The sequence below is a fragment of the Adlercreutzia sp. ZJ242 genome (genome assembly GCF_011038995.1).
Taxonomy (GTDB): domain Bacteria; phylum Actinomycetota; class Coriobacteriia; order Coriobacteriales; family Eggerthellaceae; genus CAAEEV01.
Genome location: NZ_JAAKEE010000018.1, coordinates 36067 through 50208 on the forward strand (window position 1 = coordinate 36067; position 14142 = coordinate 50208).

The following is a 14142-nucleotide window of genomic DNA, read 5'->3' on the forward strand; positions in this document are numbered from 1 at the left end:
GGGCCTCTCGTCTTTTCGCGAGACTTCATGATACCGCGCGCGGCTGGCACCGTGGCGGCGCGTCATGCAATGCGCATAGGTTCGGCGCGGGATTCAGCGCGCAGGGCCTCCGGCGGCTCCCGGCCGTCCCTGGCGTCCCCGACCGCCCCCAGCCGCCGATCGCTCCCGACCGTCCCGACCGCCCGCGGGCTTCGCGGAATCGTTTCGGAAATGTTTGGCAACTTGGACGCATGCGGGCCCGTTCGCCGCTATAATCTGATGGCTTTACATCTCGAGCACCCTCGTCCGCGCGCACCTTCGCGCAAGACGCGCGAGGAGGTCGGTGCTCCGCAAGGGGTTGGCGCGCTGCGCCAACGTGGAACGAACGGAGTAACATCATGGCTACAAAAGAGACGGCCCGCGCCACCTGGTCTGGCAAGTGGGCGTTCATCTTGGCCGCAGCCGCCTCGGCGGTGGGCCTGGGGAACATGTGGCGCTTCCCGTACCTGGCCGCCAAGTACGGCGGCGGCGCGTTTCTGCTGGTCTACGTCATCCTGGTGGTGACGTTCGGCTTCGCGCTCATGATGGCCGAGACGGCGCTCGGGCGCCGGACGGGCCAGAGCGCCATCGGCGCGTTCAAGTGCTTCGGCAAGAAGTACGCGATCATCGGCATCCTCGCCAGCGCGGTTCCCTTCATCATCACGCCGTACTACGCGCTGATCGGCGGCTGGGTGACCAAGTACATGGCGGCCTACCTGTTCGAGCCGGCCAGCGTCATCGCGGGGGAGGACTACTTCACCGGCTTCATCCTGCAGAACCCCGAGACGTACGTGTGGATGCTCGTGTTCATCGCCTTGGTGGTGGTCGTGGTCGCCCTCGGCGTGAAGCGCGGCATCGAGCGCGTGAACAAGGTGCTCATGATCGCCCTCATCGTGATGGCCGTCGGCATCTCGGCCTTCTCGCTCACGCTGCCCGGCGCGCTTGACGGCGTGGCGTACTACCTCATCCCCGACTTCTCGAAGTTCAGCGTGGAGCTCGTGGTGGCGGCCATGGGGCAGATGTTCTTCAGCCTGTCGCTGGCCATGGGCATCATGATCACGTACGGCTCCTACTTCCAGAAGGACGAGGACCTCGAGCACTCCGTGCGCCGCATCGAGGTGTTCGACACGGGCATTGCCATCCTCGCGGGCTTCATGATCATCCCGGCGGCCGTGGCCGTGCAGGGCGGCGCCGAGGCCGTGGCCACCAAGGCCGGCCCGGGCCTCATGTTCGGCGTGCTTCCCCAGGTGTTCGAGGGCTTCGGCTTCGCGGCGAACGCCGTGGGCTTCGCGTTCTTCGCGCTCGTGTTCTTCGCGGCGCTCACGAGCTGCATCTCGCTGTTCGAGACGCTCGTCTCCATCGTGGAGGACGGCGCCAAGCGCGGCCGCACGTTCGCCATCGCCACGTGCGCGGTGTTCGTCGTCGTGGTGGGCGTCATCGTGAACATGGGCTACAACAACCTGCTGTCGGTCGACCTCATGTACTCGGTCTTCGGCATCGGCGAGTACCAGGACGCGCAGCTGCTCGACTTCTTCGACTTCCTGTCCAACACCATCATGATGCCCATCGTGGCGCTGCTCACGTGCGTCTTCGTGGGCTGGATCATCAAGCCGCAGGTCATCATCTCCGAGGTGAGGCAGTCGAGCAAGTTCGTCGCCGAGAAGCTGTTCGTCGTGATGATCAAGTACATCGCGCCGGTGTTCGTGGTGGTGATCCTCGTGGCCTACGTGATGAACACGATGGGCCTCATCACGCTGTAATAGACGTCATTCCCAATCAAGCGGCCGCATGGGGCGGCCGTCTACGGCAAGGAGTTCTCGTGTCCCTCTCCATCGGTATCGTCGGGCTGCCCAACGTGGGCAAGTCCACGCTGTTCACCGCGCTCACCAACAAGGGCGGCCTGGCTGCCAACTACCCGTTCGCCACCATCGAGCCCAACGTCGGCATCGTGCCGGTGCCCGACGCGCGCCTCGACGCGCTGGCCGCCATCGACAACCCGGCCAAGATCGTGCCGGCCACCGTCGAGTTCGTGGACATCGCGGGCTTGGTGGCGGGCGCCAGCCAGGGCGAGGGCCTCGGCAACCAGTTCCTCGCGAACATCCGCGAGACCGACGCCATTGCCGAGGTGGTGCGCTTCTTCGGCGACCCCGACGTCACGCACGTGGCCGGGCGCGTCGACCCGCAAAGCGACGTGGAGACCATCAAGACCGAGCTCATCCTGGCTGACATCGCCACGCTCGAGAAGGCCGTCCCGCGCCTCGAGAAGGAGGCCAAGCGCGACAAGGCGGGCGCAAACAAGCTCGAGGTGGCGCGCCGCGTGCTCGAGGGCCTCAACGAGGGCCACCGCGCGCGCACGCTCGACCTCTCGGAGGAGGACGCCGCGGCGATCTACGAGCTGCACCTGCTCACGATGAAGCCGATGCTCTACATCGCGAACGTCGACGAGGGCGCCGTCGACGCCGAGCTGCCCGAGATCGACGGCTGCGTCCCCGTGCCCATCTGCGCGAAGGTGGAGGCCGACATCGCCGAGCTCGCCGAGATGGACCCCGAGGAGGCGGCCGAGTACATGGAGGTGCTCGGGCTGTCCGAGAGCGGCCTGGCGCGCCTCATCCGCGAGGCGTACCACCTGCTCGGGCTCCAGAGCTACTTCACGAGCGGCGTCACCGAGACGCGCGCGTGGACCGTGCCCATCGGCGCGAAGGCCCCGCAGGCCGCCGGCGTGATCCACACCGACTTCGAGCGCGGCTTCATCAAGGCGGAGACGGCCAGCTTCGAGGACTACGTGGCGCTCGGCGGCGAGAAGGGCTGCCGCGACGCGGGCAAGCTCCGCCAGGAGGGGAAGGACTACGTCGTCCAAGACGGCGACGTCATGCACTTCAAGTTCAACGTATAGGAGGAGCTGACAGAATCGGCTCTGCAAAAGAGCAAGCATCCTGCCGCCGGGTAGGGTTTCGAGCACTCGAAACTTCTTTCATCGTTAGGCCTTTGAAGATGAAAGATCGTTTCGGGTGCTTTTTGGCTTTAGGTACATGACGAGCACGCACGTTGGTTTGGAGGCTTGGCTATGGACTGGATCGTACTCGTAGGCGCAGGCGTCATGGAGTCTGTTTGGGCCGTGTCGTTGGATAAATCGCAGGGATTTACGCAGATGCTTCCCACTGTCGTGTTCGCGATAGCGCTCGTGCTCAGCATGCTCGGCCTGTCGTTCGCGCTCAAAACCCTTCCCGTCGGTACTGCGTACGCGGTTTGGGTCGGCATCGGCGCGGCGCTCACCGTCGTCTACGGAATGGTTACTGGAATCGAGCCGGTCAGCATCGCAAAGATCGCGCTGCTGGCAGGGCTTGTTGCTTGCATCATCGGACTGAAGCTGGTCGGCGGGGATGACGTTGCCGCATAGATAAGCTAAGGGGTGAGACCTTTGAAGAAGTTTGTTGCTGAGGATTCATTTTGGGAGTTGTTCCCGGATGCGCAAATAGGCGTTGTTGTCGCAAGGGGCATGAGACCTGGGGTTGAAGTGCCGAAGGAGGACTCTGAGGCCATTGCGAAAATGCTCGAAGATGCGAATGCGAAGGCCGATGAGCTGCTGACATCGGATACCATCTCCCAAAACGAGGTCGTGGCCGTTTGGCGCGGCGCCTATCAGAAGTTCAAGACGAAGAAGGGCGCGCGCTCGTCAATCGAGAACCTGTTGAAGCGCGTGCTCAAGGGAAATCCTGTCAAGCCTATCTCACCTGCGGTGGATATATACAACACCGTGTCGCTCAGCTATGCGCTGCCTGTAGGCGGTGAGGACATCGATGCGATAGAAGGTGACGTCAGGCTCGGCATCACGGAAGGTGGGGATGCGTTTCGCGCGCTTGGGGATGAGGAAGACTCACCGACGCTCGAGGGCGAGCTTTGCTATCGCGATGAAGCCGGAGCTGTATGCCGCTGCCTTAATTGGCGCGATGGCCAACGTACGGCGCTGACAGATGAATCGAGCAACGCGCTGCTTGTCATCGAATCGGTCGATCCATCTCGAGCTGACGAGCTCGCGCAGGCTGTCGATGAGTTGGCTGCTCTCATCGAGCAATACCTCGGTGGAGAAATCGCCGCTAAGGCAATCATCACCAGGGATAGCCCCGAGCTTGCCATCGATGAGTGAATGCGGTTTTGGCTTGAGGAGTGGCTCGCCCCTCCGAAGATAGCGTCTCGTTTCGCCGAGTTTGCTGTAATCTTGTTGTAGAGTTTGCTGTGCAAGCGTCTCTGCTGCGCGATCTCGGAGCGCTTTGCGAGTTGAGGCAGAAATGACGCCGAGGATGCATTATTCTGCACCCATCTGTGAAAAGCGAGAAGAGCTGCTGCGACGCGGGCTTCGAGGGAGCCGCGCGGGCCGAGGCTTGGGGAGGAGCTCATCATGGCTGACGTTATGAATGACACTGCGGCTGGCATCAGGGGCGGTGCGGGCAACGCCGCATCTGACGCCCGAGGCGGCGATGCGGGCGGCATCAAGAAGCTGGGGTTCGGGCTCATGCGCCTGCCGGTCTGCGCGAGCGGCAGCGCGCGCAACATCGGCGAGGCGGCCGACCGGGGCGGGGAGCCCATCGACGTCGAGCAGGTGTGCGCCATGGTCGACGAGTTCATGGGCGCCGGCTTCTCCTACTTCGACACGGCGTTCACCTACCACGACGGCGCGTCGGAGCCCGCCATCAAGCGCGCGCTCGTGGACCGCTACCCGCGCGAGAGCTTCCAGCTGGCCACCAAGCTGCCCGCCTGGGCGGCGAAGAGCGCCGCGGAGGCGCGCGGCATGCTCGACATCTCGCTTGCGCGCACGGGCGCGGGGTACTTCGACTACTACCTGCTGCACAACCTCGGCGGCGAGCTCTCGCAGCCGTTCGAGGACTACGGGCTCTGGGAGTTCGTGCAGCAGAAGAAGGCCGAGGGGCTCATCCGCCACGCGGGCTTCTCCATCCACGACAACGCCGCCGCGCTTGACGCGCTGCTCACCGCGCATCCCGAGGTGGACTTCGTGCAGCTGCAGATCAACTACGCCGACTGGGAGAACCCCAAGGTGGAGTCGCGCAAGTGCTACGAGGTGGCCCGCGCGCACGGCCTGCCCGTCATCGTGATGGAGCCGGTGAAGGGCGGATCGCTCGTGAAGCTGCCGCCCGCCGCGCGCGCCGTGCTCGCCGAGGCGAACCCCTCGGCCCCGCTCGCCTCGTGGGCGCTGCGCTTCGCCGCGTCGCTGCCCGGCGTGCTCACGGTGCTCTCGGGCATGTCGAACATCGAGCAGATGCGCGAGAACGTGGGCGTCATGCGCGACTTCAAGCCGCTCACCGCCGAGGAGGCGGCCGTGGTCGAGCGCGTGCGCGGCATCTTGGACGAGGCTCCCACCGTGCCGTGCACCGACTGCCGCTACTGCGTGAAGGGCTGCCCCCAGCACATCGGCATCCCCGCCGCGCTCGAGAGCCTGAACATCATGGCGCAGTTCGGCGACGAGCGCCGCGCGAAGGAGAACTACGCGTGGAGCACCGGCTCGCATCCCGCGTCGAGCTGCATCGGCTGCGGGGCGTGCGAGCGCGTGTGTCCCCAGCACATCGCGATCACGTCCGAGCTCGCCCGCGCCGCCGAGCTGTTCGAGTAGCGGCCCATGATCGAGCATCCCGCGGAGCGCGCGGTGGCTCCTGACGCGGCGTGGGTGGGGGAGGGGCAGCGCCTCGGCGCGGAGCCGCTCGAGGCGTTTTTCGCCCGCACGCCGCGCCTCGCGGTGGCCTTCTCGGGCGGCGCCGACTCGTCCTACCTGCTCGCAGCCGCCCGCGCGGCGGGCTGCGAGGTGGGGGCGTACCTGGTGAGCACGGCCTTCCAGCCGGCCTTCGAGCTCGCCGACGCCCGCGCGGTGGCCGCGCGCGTCGGCGTGCCCCTGCGCGTGATCGAGGCCGACGTGCTCTCCCAGGCCGACATCTGCGCGAACCCGCCTGACCGCTGCCGCCTCTGCAAGCGCTTCATCTTCGCGCGCGTCTGGCAGGCGGCCCGCGCCGACGGATTCTCCGTGCTCGCCGACGGCACCAACGCGAGCGACGACCCGGCGCGCCGCCCGGGCTTCCGCTCGCTCGACGAGGCGGGCGTCACCTCGCCTCTGCGCCGCGCGGGGCTTGCCAAGGCCGACGTGCGCGCCGCCTCCCGCGCCCTCGCCGCCCGGGCGGGCCTGCCCGCGGACGCCTACCTCGCCGACAAGCCGCGCTTCTCCTGCCTCGCCACCCACGTGCCGGCCGGCGAGCCCCTCACGCGCGCGACCCTCGCCGCAGCCGCGCGCGAGCTCGGGATGTGACGCGGCCGCGGCTGGCGCGCGACCCTCGGCGTCGCGGCTGGCATGCCGCCCCCGGTGTCGCGGCTGGCGCGCCGCCCTCGCCGCCGCGGCTTCCGTGTTAAATCTCTAACGCGCGCGCCACGTGCGGGTTCATCGGTTCGCGGGTTTGCTATCATGGTTTGCTATGAGTCCGCCGCGCGCTGCGGCGATGAGCAATCCGAAAGAGGACCGACCAACCATGACACAGCACCTATCCGAGCATGATGTGCGCGGCATCGCCGAATACACGCGCATCGGCCTCGACGATGAGGAAGTCAAGCAGATGACGGTTGACCTGAACGCCATCATCGACTCGCTGGCCCCCATCACCGAATACGACCTCGAGGGCGTCGAGCCCACGTTCCATCCCATCGGCGACTTGTCCAACGTCATGCGCGAGGACGTGGAGCGCGCGGGCTTCACGCAGGACGTGGCGCTCGAGAACGCCCCCAAGCAGCAGGACGGCTGCTTCCTCATCCCGTCCATCCTGGGCGAGGGGGGTGACCGCTGATGGCATCTTCGCAGACGTTCGGCTCCATGAGCGTGCGCGCCATCCAGGCGGGCCTCGCCGCCAGGGAGTTCTCGGCCGCCGAGGTGGCGCGCGGCACGTTCGAGCGCATCGGCGCCGCCGACGCGCGGGTGCACGCCTTCCTCGAGACCACCGAGGCCGCGGCGCTCGAGGCCGCGGCGCGCGTCGACGCGGCGCTCGCGGCGGGCGGGGACCTCTCCGAGCTCGGGCCCCTCGCCGGCGTGCCCGTGGGGTACAAGGACAACATGAACCTTCTGGGCACGCACACCACGTGCTCCTCGCGCATGCTGGAGAGCTACGTGTCGCCCTACACGGCCACGTGCGTGGCGCGCACGCTCGAGGCGGGCGCGCTGCCCGTCGGCAAGCTCAACATGGACGAGTTCGCGTTCGGCTCCTCCACCGAGACCTCGGCGTTCGGCCCCACGCGCAACCCGTGGGACCTCGACCGCGTCCCGGGCGGCTCCTCGGGCGGCAGCGCCGCGGCCGTGGCGGCGGGCCTCGTGCCCGTGACGCTCGGCTCCGACACGGGCGGCTCCATCCGCCAGCCGGGCAGCTTCTGCGGCATCGTGGCCGTCAAGCCCACCTACGGCGTGGTCTCGCGCTACGGCGTGGTGGCCTTCGGCAGCTCGCTCGACCAGGTGGGCCCCTTCGCCCGCACGGTGGAGGACGCGGCGCTCACCTTGAACGCCATCTCCGGCCGCGACGAGCTCGACTGCACGAGCCAGGAGGTCGCGGTCGACTTCACGGCCAACCTCGCCGAGGGCGTGCGCGGCATGAGGATCGGCGTGGTCCCGGCGTTCATGGACGCCGCCGGCCTCACCTCAGAGGTGCACGACAAGGTGGCCGAGGCGGCCGCCAAGCTCGAGGGGCTCGGCGCCGAGCTCGTGGAGGTGGAGCTCCCCAACGCGCAGGCCGCCATGAGCGCCTACTACGTGCTCGGCCCCTGCGAGGCGTTCTCGAACCTCGCGCGCTTCGACAGCGTGCGCTACGGCTACTGCGACCCGGGGCACAAGGACCTCGGCGGCCAGTACGAGGCCAGCCGCGCGAACGGCTTCGGCCCCGAGGCGCGCCGCCGCATCATGCTCGGCAGCTACCTTCTGTCCGCGGGCGTGTACGACAAGTACTACTACCCGGCCCAGCAGGTGCGCACCCTCATCACGCAGGACTACGCGCGCGCCTTCGAGCAGGTCGACTGCATCCTGGCGCCGGTGGCGCCGCGCACGGCGTTTCGCTTCGGCGAGATCGCCGACCCCACCGAGATGTACCTGTCCGACATGTTCACCATCTCCATCAACATCGCGGGCAACGGCGGCATGTCGATGCCGATCGGCCTCGGCGCCGAGACGGGCATGCCGGTCGGCGCGCAGCTCATCGCGCCGGCCTTCCGCGACAAGAACATGCTGCGCGTGGCCGCGGCTCTCGAGACGGTCTACGGCCCGGCGCCCGTCGCGCCTGACTTCGCCGACGGAAAGGCGGGTGAGTAGCTCGTGAAGAAGCTCGAAGAGGTTTTTGAGACGTGGGAGGCGGTCATCGGCCTCGAGATCCACGCCGAGCTGACCACGCTTGACACGAAGATGTTCTGCGGCTGCAAGCTGGAGTTCGGCGCCGACCCGAACACCCACACCTGCCCCGTGTGCCTGGGGCTGCCGGGCGCCCTGCCCGTGCCGAACAAGGCCGCCATCGAGTCCATCGTGCTGGCGGGCCTGGCCACCAACTGCGACATCGAGAAGCACTCGATGTTCTACCGCAAGAACTACATGTACCCCGACATGGCGAAGAACTTCCAGACCACCCAGGGCCCCGTGGCGTTCTGCATGCGCGGGCACCTGGACCTCGACGTCGACGGCCCGGCCGCGCGCGAGCGCTACCGCCTGGACGACCTGGCCGCGGGCGAGAGCGACGGCAACATCACGCGCACCGAGGACGGCTACGTGGCGCACGTGGGCATCACGCGCATCCACATGGAGGAGGACGCGGGCAAGATGGTGCACGTCGGCGGCGGCGAGGGCCGCATCGCGGGCGCCACGCACTCGCTCGTGGACTACAACCGCGCGGGCACGCCCCTGATCGAGCTCGTAACCGAGCCCGACCTGCGCACGCCCGAGGAGGCGCGCCTGTTCATGCAGAAGCTGCGCCAGATCTACCTGGCCATCGGCATCTCGGACTGCTCCATGGAGGAGGGCTCGCTGCGCTGCGACGGCAACGTGAGCCTGCGCCGCCGTGGGGCCAAGGAGTTCGGCACGAAGACCGAGCTCAAGAACATGAACTCGTTCAAGAACCTGCACGACGGCCTGGCCTACGAGATCTGCCGCCAGGCGGAGGTGCTCGAGGAGGGCGGCGTCATCTACCAGGAGACGCGCCACTGGGATCCTTCCGCCAAGCGCACCATCGTGATGCGCGTGAAGGAGACGGCCGACGACTACCGCCTGTTCCCCGAGCCCGACCTGGCGCCCTACGACCTGTCCGACGCGTTCGTCGAGCGCGTGCGCGCCAAGCTGCCCGAGCTGCCCGACCAGAAGGCCCGCCGCTTCGAGGAGGCGTTCGGGCTTACGGCCTACGACGCGCGCCATCTGGTGGAGCACCGCGAGACGTCCCGCTTCTTCGAGGCGTGTATGGAGGCGGCCGGCGACGAGGCGGCCAAGCTCGCCAAGCCGGTGGCGAACCTCGTCATCAACGACGTCACGGCGTACCTGAACGCGGAGGGCGTGGCGCTGGCCGCCACGCCGCTTTCCCCCGCGCGCGCCGTCGAGCTCGTGCGGCTGCAGGCGTCCGATGCCATCTCGTCCAAGCAGGCCAAGCAGGTCTTCGCCGCGGTGCTCGCCGAGGACAAGGACCCGGAGGCCATCGTGGAGGAGCGCGGCATGAAGCAGGTGTCCGACGCGGGCGCCATCGAGGCCGTGGTCGCCGAGGTGATCGCCGCGAACCCCGACGAGGTGGCGCGCTACAAGGACGGCAACACCAAGGTCATAGGGTTCTTCGTGGGACAGTGCATGAAGAAGATGCGAGGACAAGGCAACCCGAAGGTCATCAACGAGCTGCTGGCGAGGAGGCTTGCCGAGTAGCGGAGGGGAGGCGTCATGGGCGACGAGCGCAGGCCGGGCGACTGGCAGCACCGCAGCCATCGGGAGGCGAACACCATCGTTCGCGACCCTTCTGCCAAGAAGTGGTACCAGGAGACGTTCTGGATCATCTTCTTCCTGGTGGTGTTCTGGCCCGTGGGCTTGGTGCTCATGTGGCGCGGCGACTGGCCCCTGCCCGTGAAGTGCGTGGTGACGGCAGTGCTCGCCTTCATCGTCTTCATGGTGTGGAGCATGTACCAGGCGGTGCTGCTCGCTTCGTGACCCTGCCTTCGGCGCCCTTTCGGCCGGGAAGCGCCGCCGCGTGAGCGCGGATTTGGCGCGGCTCGGCGGCGGTCGGGCTTCGGCTCGAGCCTGCATGGGGCGCGGCTTCTCCTTTGTGGAGGAATCGTGCCCTACGCGGGCGGAATCATTGCGCGTGTATTGACTTGCAGTTAACTCCATATGGTGTAATACGCCCTATTGGATGTGGGGAAAATTACGTTTTGCAAATTAATGTGGGGATGATTACGTTTGCAAATTAAGGAGCGCAATGAAGATTGCAGAAGTGAGCAAACGGTACGATATCTCTGCCGACACCCTTCGGTACTACGAAAGGATCGGACTCCTCCGCCACGTGCCGCGCAACAAGAGCGGCATTCGTGACTACGACGAGAGCAGCTGCCGAACAGTTGAGTTCGTCAAGTGCATGCGCGATGCGGGCATGTCCATCGAGGCTCTCGTCGAGTACATGGAGCTGCTCGAGCAGGGTGACGTCACGTTGCTTCAGCGCAGGGATCTGCTCGAGCAGCAGCGCAGCCGCCTCAGGGGACGCATCCGAGAGCTTCAGGAAGCTCTTGCGAAACTTGACTACAAGATCGAGAATTACGAGGAGACGGTGTTGGCGGGTGAGAACGCCATCCGCTTCACGGAGGAGAACTGCTAGCGCTTCATGGTTTGCAAGGCACGGGAAATCGAATACATGCTGCGCGCCGTCGCAGAGGGAAGCCTCGCCGTTGACGAGGCTTCTCGTGCGTTGTGCGCCGAGATCGACCAGGCGCGCGGCTTCGCCGACCTCGGGTACGCGCGGGCTGACCTCGCGCGCGCCGCGCGGCAGGGCGCCGGCGAGGTGGTCTTCGGCGAGGGGAAGACGCCCGCGCAGGTCGCGGGCATCGTGCGGGCGCTGCTCGAGGGCGGCCAGCCGCGCGTGCTGGTGACGCGGCTCGACGAGGAGAAGCGCGCCGCGGCGCAGGAGCTTCTGGGGGGCGCGTGCGAGCTGGCGTACTACCCCGAGGCGCGCCTGGGCGTGGCGGGCGGCATGCCCGAGCCCGACGGCGACGGCGTGGTCGTGGTCGCCGCGGCGGGCACGAGCGACGTCGGCGTGGCCGAGGAGGCGGCGCTCACGGCGCAGTTCCTCGGCAACGAGGTGGTGCGCCTGCTCGACGTGGGCGTGGCGGGCATCCACCGGCTGCTCGCGTGCTCGGACGAGCTCGCCCGCGCGCAGGTGGTCATCGCCGTGGCGGGCATGGAGGGCGCGCTCGCCAGCGTGATCGGCGGCATGGTGGCGTGCCCGGTGATCGCGGTGCCCACGTCCGTGGGCTACGGGGCGGCGTTCGGCGGCGTGACGGCGCTGCTCGCGATGTTGAACTCGTGTGCGAGCGGGGTGTCGGTGGTCAACATCGACAACGGGTTCGGCGCGGCCTACCAGGCGAGCCTCATCAACCACCTCTCCGCCCGCGCGGACGCATAGGGCCGGTGGCGGGCGCGGCGTGTGAGGGCGCGCGGCACGCAGCGTGAGCAGCCGGGCGATCGCGCGGTCGTCCAGTCGAGCGTGTTTCACGTGAGACATTCGTTTGTGCGAACCGATGTTTTACGTGAAACATCGTGGGCTGCGCAGCGCCGGCGGGCGCGGCGCGTTGTGAGCATGACGCTTTGGGAAGGGAGTTTGAGTGGGAAGCGTTTTATGGCTGGAGTGCTCGTCGGGCATCAGCGGCGACATGTGCGCGGCGGCGCTGCTCGACGCGGGCGCTGACGAGCAGGCGGTGCGCCGCGCCCTCGAGAGCCTGCCGGTCGAGGGGTTCGAGGTGCGCATCACGCGCGTGGTGAAGTCGGGCCTGGACGTGTGCGACTTCGACGTGGTGCTCGACGCGGAGCACGAGAACCACGACCACGACATGGAGTACCTGCACGGCGCAGGTCGCGAGCCCGGGCATTCGCACGAGGGCGCTCAGGCGCATGCGCATGAGGGCGCTCGTGCGAATGAGGGCGTGGGCGATCAGGCGCATGCGCATCCGCAGGGCTGCTCGTGCGAAGGGGATCACGCGCACCCGCGCGAAGGCGCTGGCGCACCCGCGCATCTGCATCCGCACGAGGGCGCTCAGGCGCACGAGCACCGCGGGATGGCGGAGATCGCCGCGCTCATCGACGCCGCCGACATGACTCCCCATGCGAGGGAGATCGCGCGCGAGGTGTTCGCGATCATAGCCGAGGCCGAGGCGCAGGCGCACGGCGTGCCCGTCGGCGAAGTCCACTTCCACGAGGTGGGAGCCGTCGACTCCATCGCTGACGTGGTGGCCGTCGCCGCGGCGCTCGACAGCCTGCACGTGGAGGAGGTGGTGGTCACCGAGCTCGCGGAGGGGCGCGGCACGGTGCGCTGCCAGCACGGCGTCATCCCCGTGCCCGTTCCCGCGGTGGTCAACATCGCCGCCGCCCATGGCCTCGTGCTGCGCGTGCTCGACGTGCGCGGCGAGCTCGTGACGCCGACAGGCGCCGCTGTGGCGGCCGCCGTGCGCACGACCGACAAGCTCCCCGAGCGCTTCGCCGTGAAGCGCGTGGGCATGGGCGCGGGCAAGCGCGCCTACGAGACCCCCGGCATCCTGCGCGCCCTCGTCATCGAGCCGGTGGAGTAGGGCTCGCTCCCTGCCTTTCGGCAGCCTTCTTGCACGCAATTGAGCGTGCGTGCTTGCTTTATCACTCTACTGTGCTAAAGTATGGGACGCTGTCGGGATCACACGCCGACGGCGCATGCTGAAAATCCGCTGTTTTCGCCGCGCTGCTTACCCGGGCGGCGCGCGAGCAGTACCATAAGCTGTCTGAGAATACGTTGGAGAAGGAAAGCACCTGTGAACCTTGTCACCCCCTCTGGTTTCCGCGACGTCCTCACGCAGGAGGCGCGCGCGAGAGAGACGATCACGCGCGCGGTGCAGCAGCTCTTCGCTGACCGCGGCTACCTCCCCATAGAGACCCCCACGCTCGAGGTCCTCGACGTCATGCGCGCCGGCGGGCGCCTGCCGGGCTCGTCGTTCAAGTTCTTCGACTCGCGCGGCGACCTTCTGGCCATGCGCCCCGACGTCACGCTGCAGATCGCGCGCATGTGCGCCACGCGCCTGCGCAACGAGGAGGGGCCGCTGCGCTTCCGCTACACGCAGCGCGTCTTCCGCGAGACGGAGGCCGACGCGCAGGCTGCCGAGCGCGAGGTGACGCAGTTCGGCGTTGAGTGCATCGGCGAGGAGGGCTTTGAGGCCGACGCCGAGATCGTGGGGCTGTTCATCGACGCGGTGTGCGAGAGCGGCGTGGACGACTTCTCGCTGGCGCTCGCCACGGTGGGCGTCCTGCGCGCGCTGCTCGACCGCTCGGGCGCGCCCGAGGCGTGGAAGGCCGCCGTGCTCGAGGCGTACCACGCGTCCGACTTCGTGGAGCTCGACCGCCTGACCGACCTCGACGGCGCCGCGCTCGAGGTGGACGTCGCGGGCGTGGCCCCGGCCTACGCCGACGCCATCCGCGCGCTGCCGCGCATCCGCGGCGGCGTCGAGGCCATCGAGGCCGTGCGCTCGCTCGTGGTGCCGCTCGGCTGCGCCGACGGCCTCGACGAGTTCGAGCGCACGTTCAACGCGCTGGCCGACCGCGGCCTGGCCGACCGCATCCTGATCGACTTCTCGGTCATGAGCTCGTTCGACTACTACACGGGCATCGTGTTCGCGGCGTACTCGCCGCACCTCGGCTCGCCGCTCGGCTCGGGCGGGCGCTACGACCACATGATCGGCGCCTACGGCGTGGAGCGCCCGGCGGCGGGCTTCGCGTTCTACCTCGAGCAGGTGATGAGCGCCGCCGCCGCGGAGAGGTCCGCGCAGGCTGCGTTGGCCGCGCCGGCCGCGGGGGGCTGCGAGGCCGCCATCGCGCCCGGCGCCGCGAGCCGCACGACCGCCGCCCCTGCC

Annotated in this window: 14 protein-coding genes; all 14 read left to right on the forward strand. The window is 67.9% G+C overall.

The features are described 5' to 3' along the window. The first annotated feature begins 377 nt into the window (after window positions 1–377). Window positions 378–1778: a sodium-dependent transporter gene (locus tag G7Y49_RS06195; RefSeq protein ID WP_165172105.1), complete on the forward strand. Its 1401-nt coding sequence runs from the start codon at window positions 378–380 to the stop codon at window positions 1776–1778. A 59-nt stretch (window positions 1779–1837) separates the two neighbouring features. Next, window positions 1838–2911 (forward strand): redox-regulated ATPase YchF, encoded by a 1074-nt coding sequence (gene ychF, locus G7Y49_RS06200; protein ID WP_165172106.1) that lies wholly within the window; start codon window positions 1838–1840, stop codon window positions 2909–2911. A 171-nt stretch (window positions 2912–3082) separates the two neighbouring features. Continuing rightward, window positions 3083–3415 carry a multidrug efflux SMR transporter gene (locus G7Y49_RS06205; protein WP_165172107.1) on the forward strand — a complete coding sequence of 111 codons (333 nt, stop codon included), beginning with the start codon at window positions 3083–3085 and terminating at the stop codon, window positions 3413–3415. A gap of 21 nt (window positions 3416–3436) precedes the next feature. Continuing rightward, window positions 3437–4162, forward strand: a complete 726-nt coding sequence (locus G7Y49_RS06210) for a B3/4 domain-containing protein (RefSeq protein ID WP_165172108.1) — start codon at window positions 3437–3439, stop codon at window positions 4160–4162. Between the two features lie 366 nt (window positions 4163–4528). Then, a complete protein-coding gene (locus tag G7Y49_RS06215) occupies window positions 4529–5641 on the forward strand; it encodes an aldo/keto reductase (protein ID WP_165172128.1) in 1113 nt (370 codons plus the stop codon). Window positions 5642–5647: 6 nt separating this feature from the next. Then, entirely contained in the window at window positions 5648–6325 is a 678-nt protein-coding gene (locus G7Y49_RS06220) for an ExsB family transcriptional regulator (RefSeq protein ID WP_165172109.1), read from the forward strand. A 217-nt stretch (window positions 6326–6542) separates the two neighbouring features. Beyond that, window positions 6543–6854, forward strand: a complete 312-nt coding sequence (gene gatC, locus G7Y49_RS06225; RefSeq protein ID WP_165172110.1) for an Asp-tRNA(Asn)/Glu-tRNA(Gln) amidotransferase subunit GatC — start codon at window positions 6543–6545, stop codon at window positions 6852–6854. After that, on the forward strand, window positions 6854–8356 hold the full coding sequence (gene gatA, locus G7Y49_RS06230; protein WP_165172112.1) for an Asp-tRNA(Asn)/Glu-tRNA(Gln) amidotransferase subunit GatA: 1503 nt from the start codon (window positions 6854–6856) through the stop codon (window positions 8354–8356). The genes gatC and gatA overlap by 1 nt, the downstream gene beginning before the upstream one ends. Before the next feature lie 3 nt (window positions 8357–8359). Beyond that, a complete protein-coding gene (gatB, locus tag G7Y49_RS06235; RefSeq protein ID WP_165172114.1) occupies window positions 8360–9934 on the forward strand; it encodes an Asp-tRNA(Asn)/Glu-tRNA(Gln) amidotransferase subunit GatB in 1575 nt (524 codons plus the stop codon). Window positions 9935–9949: 15 nt separating this feature from the next. After that, window positions 9950–10213 (forward strand): holotricin-3, encoded by a 264-nt coding sequence (locus G7Y49_RS06240; protein WP_165172116.1) that lies wholly within the window; start codon window positions 9950–9952, stop codon window positions 10211–10213. A gap of 268 nt (window positions 10214–10481) precedes the next feature. Then, window positions 10482–10874 carry a MerR family transcriptional regulator gene (locus G7Y49_RS06245; protein ID WP_165172118.1) on the forward strand — a complete coding sequence of 131 codons (393 nt, stop codon included), beginning with the start codon at window positions 10482–10484 and terminating at the stop codon, window positions 10872–10874. A gap of 36 nt (window positions 10875–10910) precedes the next feature. Next, window positions 10911–11678, forward strand: a complete 768-nt coding sequence (gene larB, locus G7Y49_RS06250) for a nickel pincer cofactor biosynthesis protein LarB (RefSeq protein WP_241157294.1) — start codon at window positions 10911–10913, stop codon at window positions 11676–11678. A gap of 199 nt (window positions 11679–11877) precedes the next feature. Then, window positions 11878–12837 (forward strand): nickel insertion protein, encoded by a 960-nt coding sequence (larC, locus tag G7Y49_RS06255; protein WP_165172122.1) that lies wholly within the window; start codon window positions 11878–11880, stop codon window positions 12835–12837. Window positions 12838–13050: 213 nt separating this feature from the next. Then, window positions 13051–14142, forward strand: a 1092-nt coding sequence (hisZ, locus tag G7Y49_RS06260; RefSeq protein ID WP_165172124.1) for an ATP phosphoribosyltransferase regulatory subunit, incomplete at its 3' end; no start/stop codon positions are given.

Excerpts from the sequence above, each read along its gene's own strand:
- G7Y49_RS06240 (WP_165172116.1), top strand. The coding sequence starts at position 9,950 with ATGGGCGACGAGCGCAGGCCGGGCGACTGGCAGCACCGCAGCCATCGG.
- larB (WP_241157294.1), top strand. The coding sequence starts at position 10,911 with ATGCTGCGCGCCGTCGCAGAGGGAAGCCTCGCCGTTGACGAGGCTTCT.
- G7Y49_RS06215 (WP_165172128.1), top strand. The coding sequence starts at position 4,529 with ATGCGCCTGCCGGTCTGCGCGAGCGGCAGCGCGCGCAACATCGGCGAG.
- gatC (WP_165172110.1), top strand. The coding sequence starts at position 6,543 with ATGACACAGCACCTATCCGAGCATGATGTGCGCGGCATCGCCGAATAC.
- G7Y49_RS06195 (WP_165172105.1), top strand. The coding sequence starts at position 378 with ATGGCTACAAAAGAGACGGCCCGCGCCACCTGGTCTGGCAAGTGGGCG.
- gatA (WP_165172112.1), top strand. The coding sequence starts at position 6,854 with ATGGCATCTTCGCAGACGTTCGGCTCCATGAGCGTGCGCGCCATCCAG.
- G7Y49_RS06245 (WP_165172118.1), top strand. The coding sequence starts at position 10,482 with ATGAAGATTGCAGAAGTGAGCAAACGGTACGATATCTCTGCCGACACC.
- G7Y49_RS06205 (WP_165172107.1), top strand. The coding sequence starts at position 3,083 with ATGGACTGGATCGTACTCGTAGGCGCAGGCGTCATGGAGTCTGTTTGG.
- G7Y49_RS06220 (WP_165172109.1), top strand. The coding sequence starts at position 5,648 with ATGATCGAGCATCCCGCGGAGCGCGCGGTGGCTCCTGACGCGGCGTGG.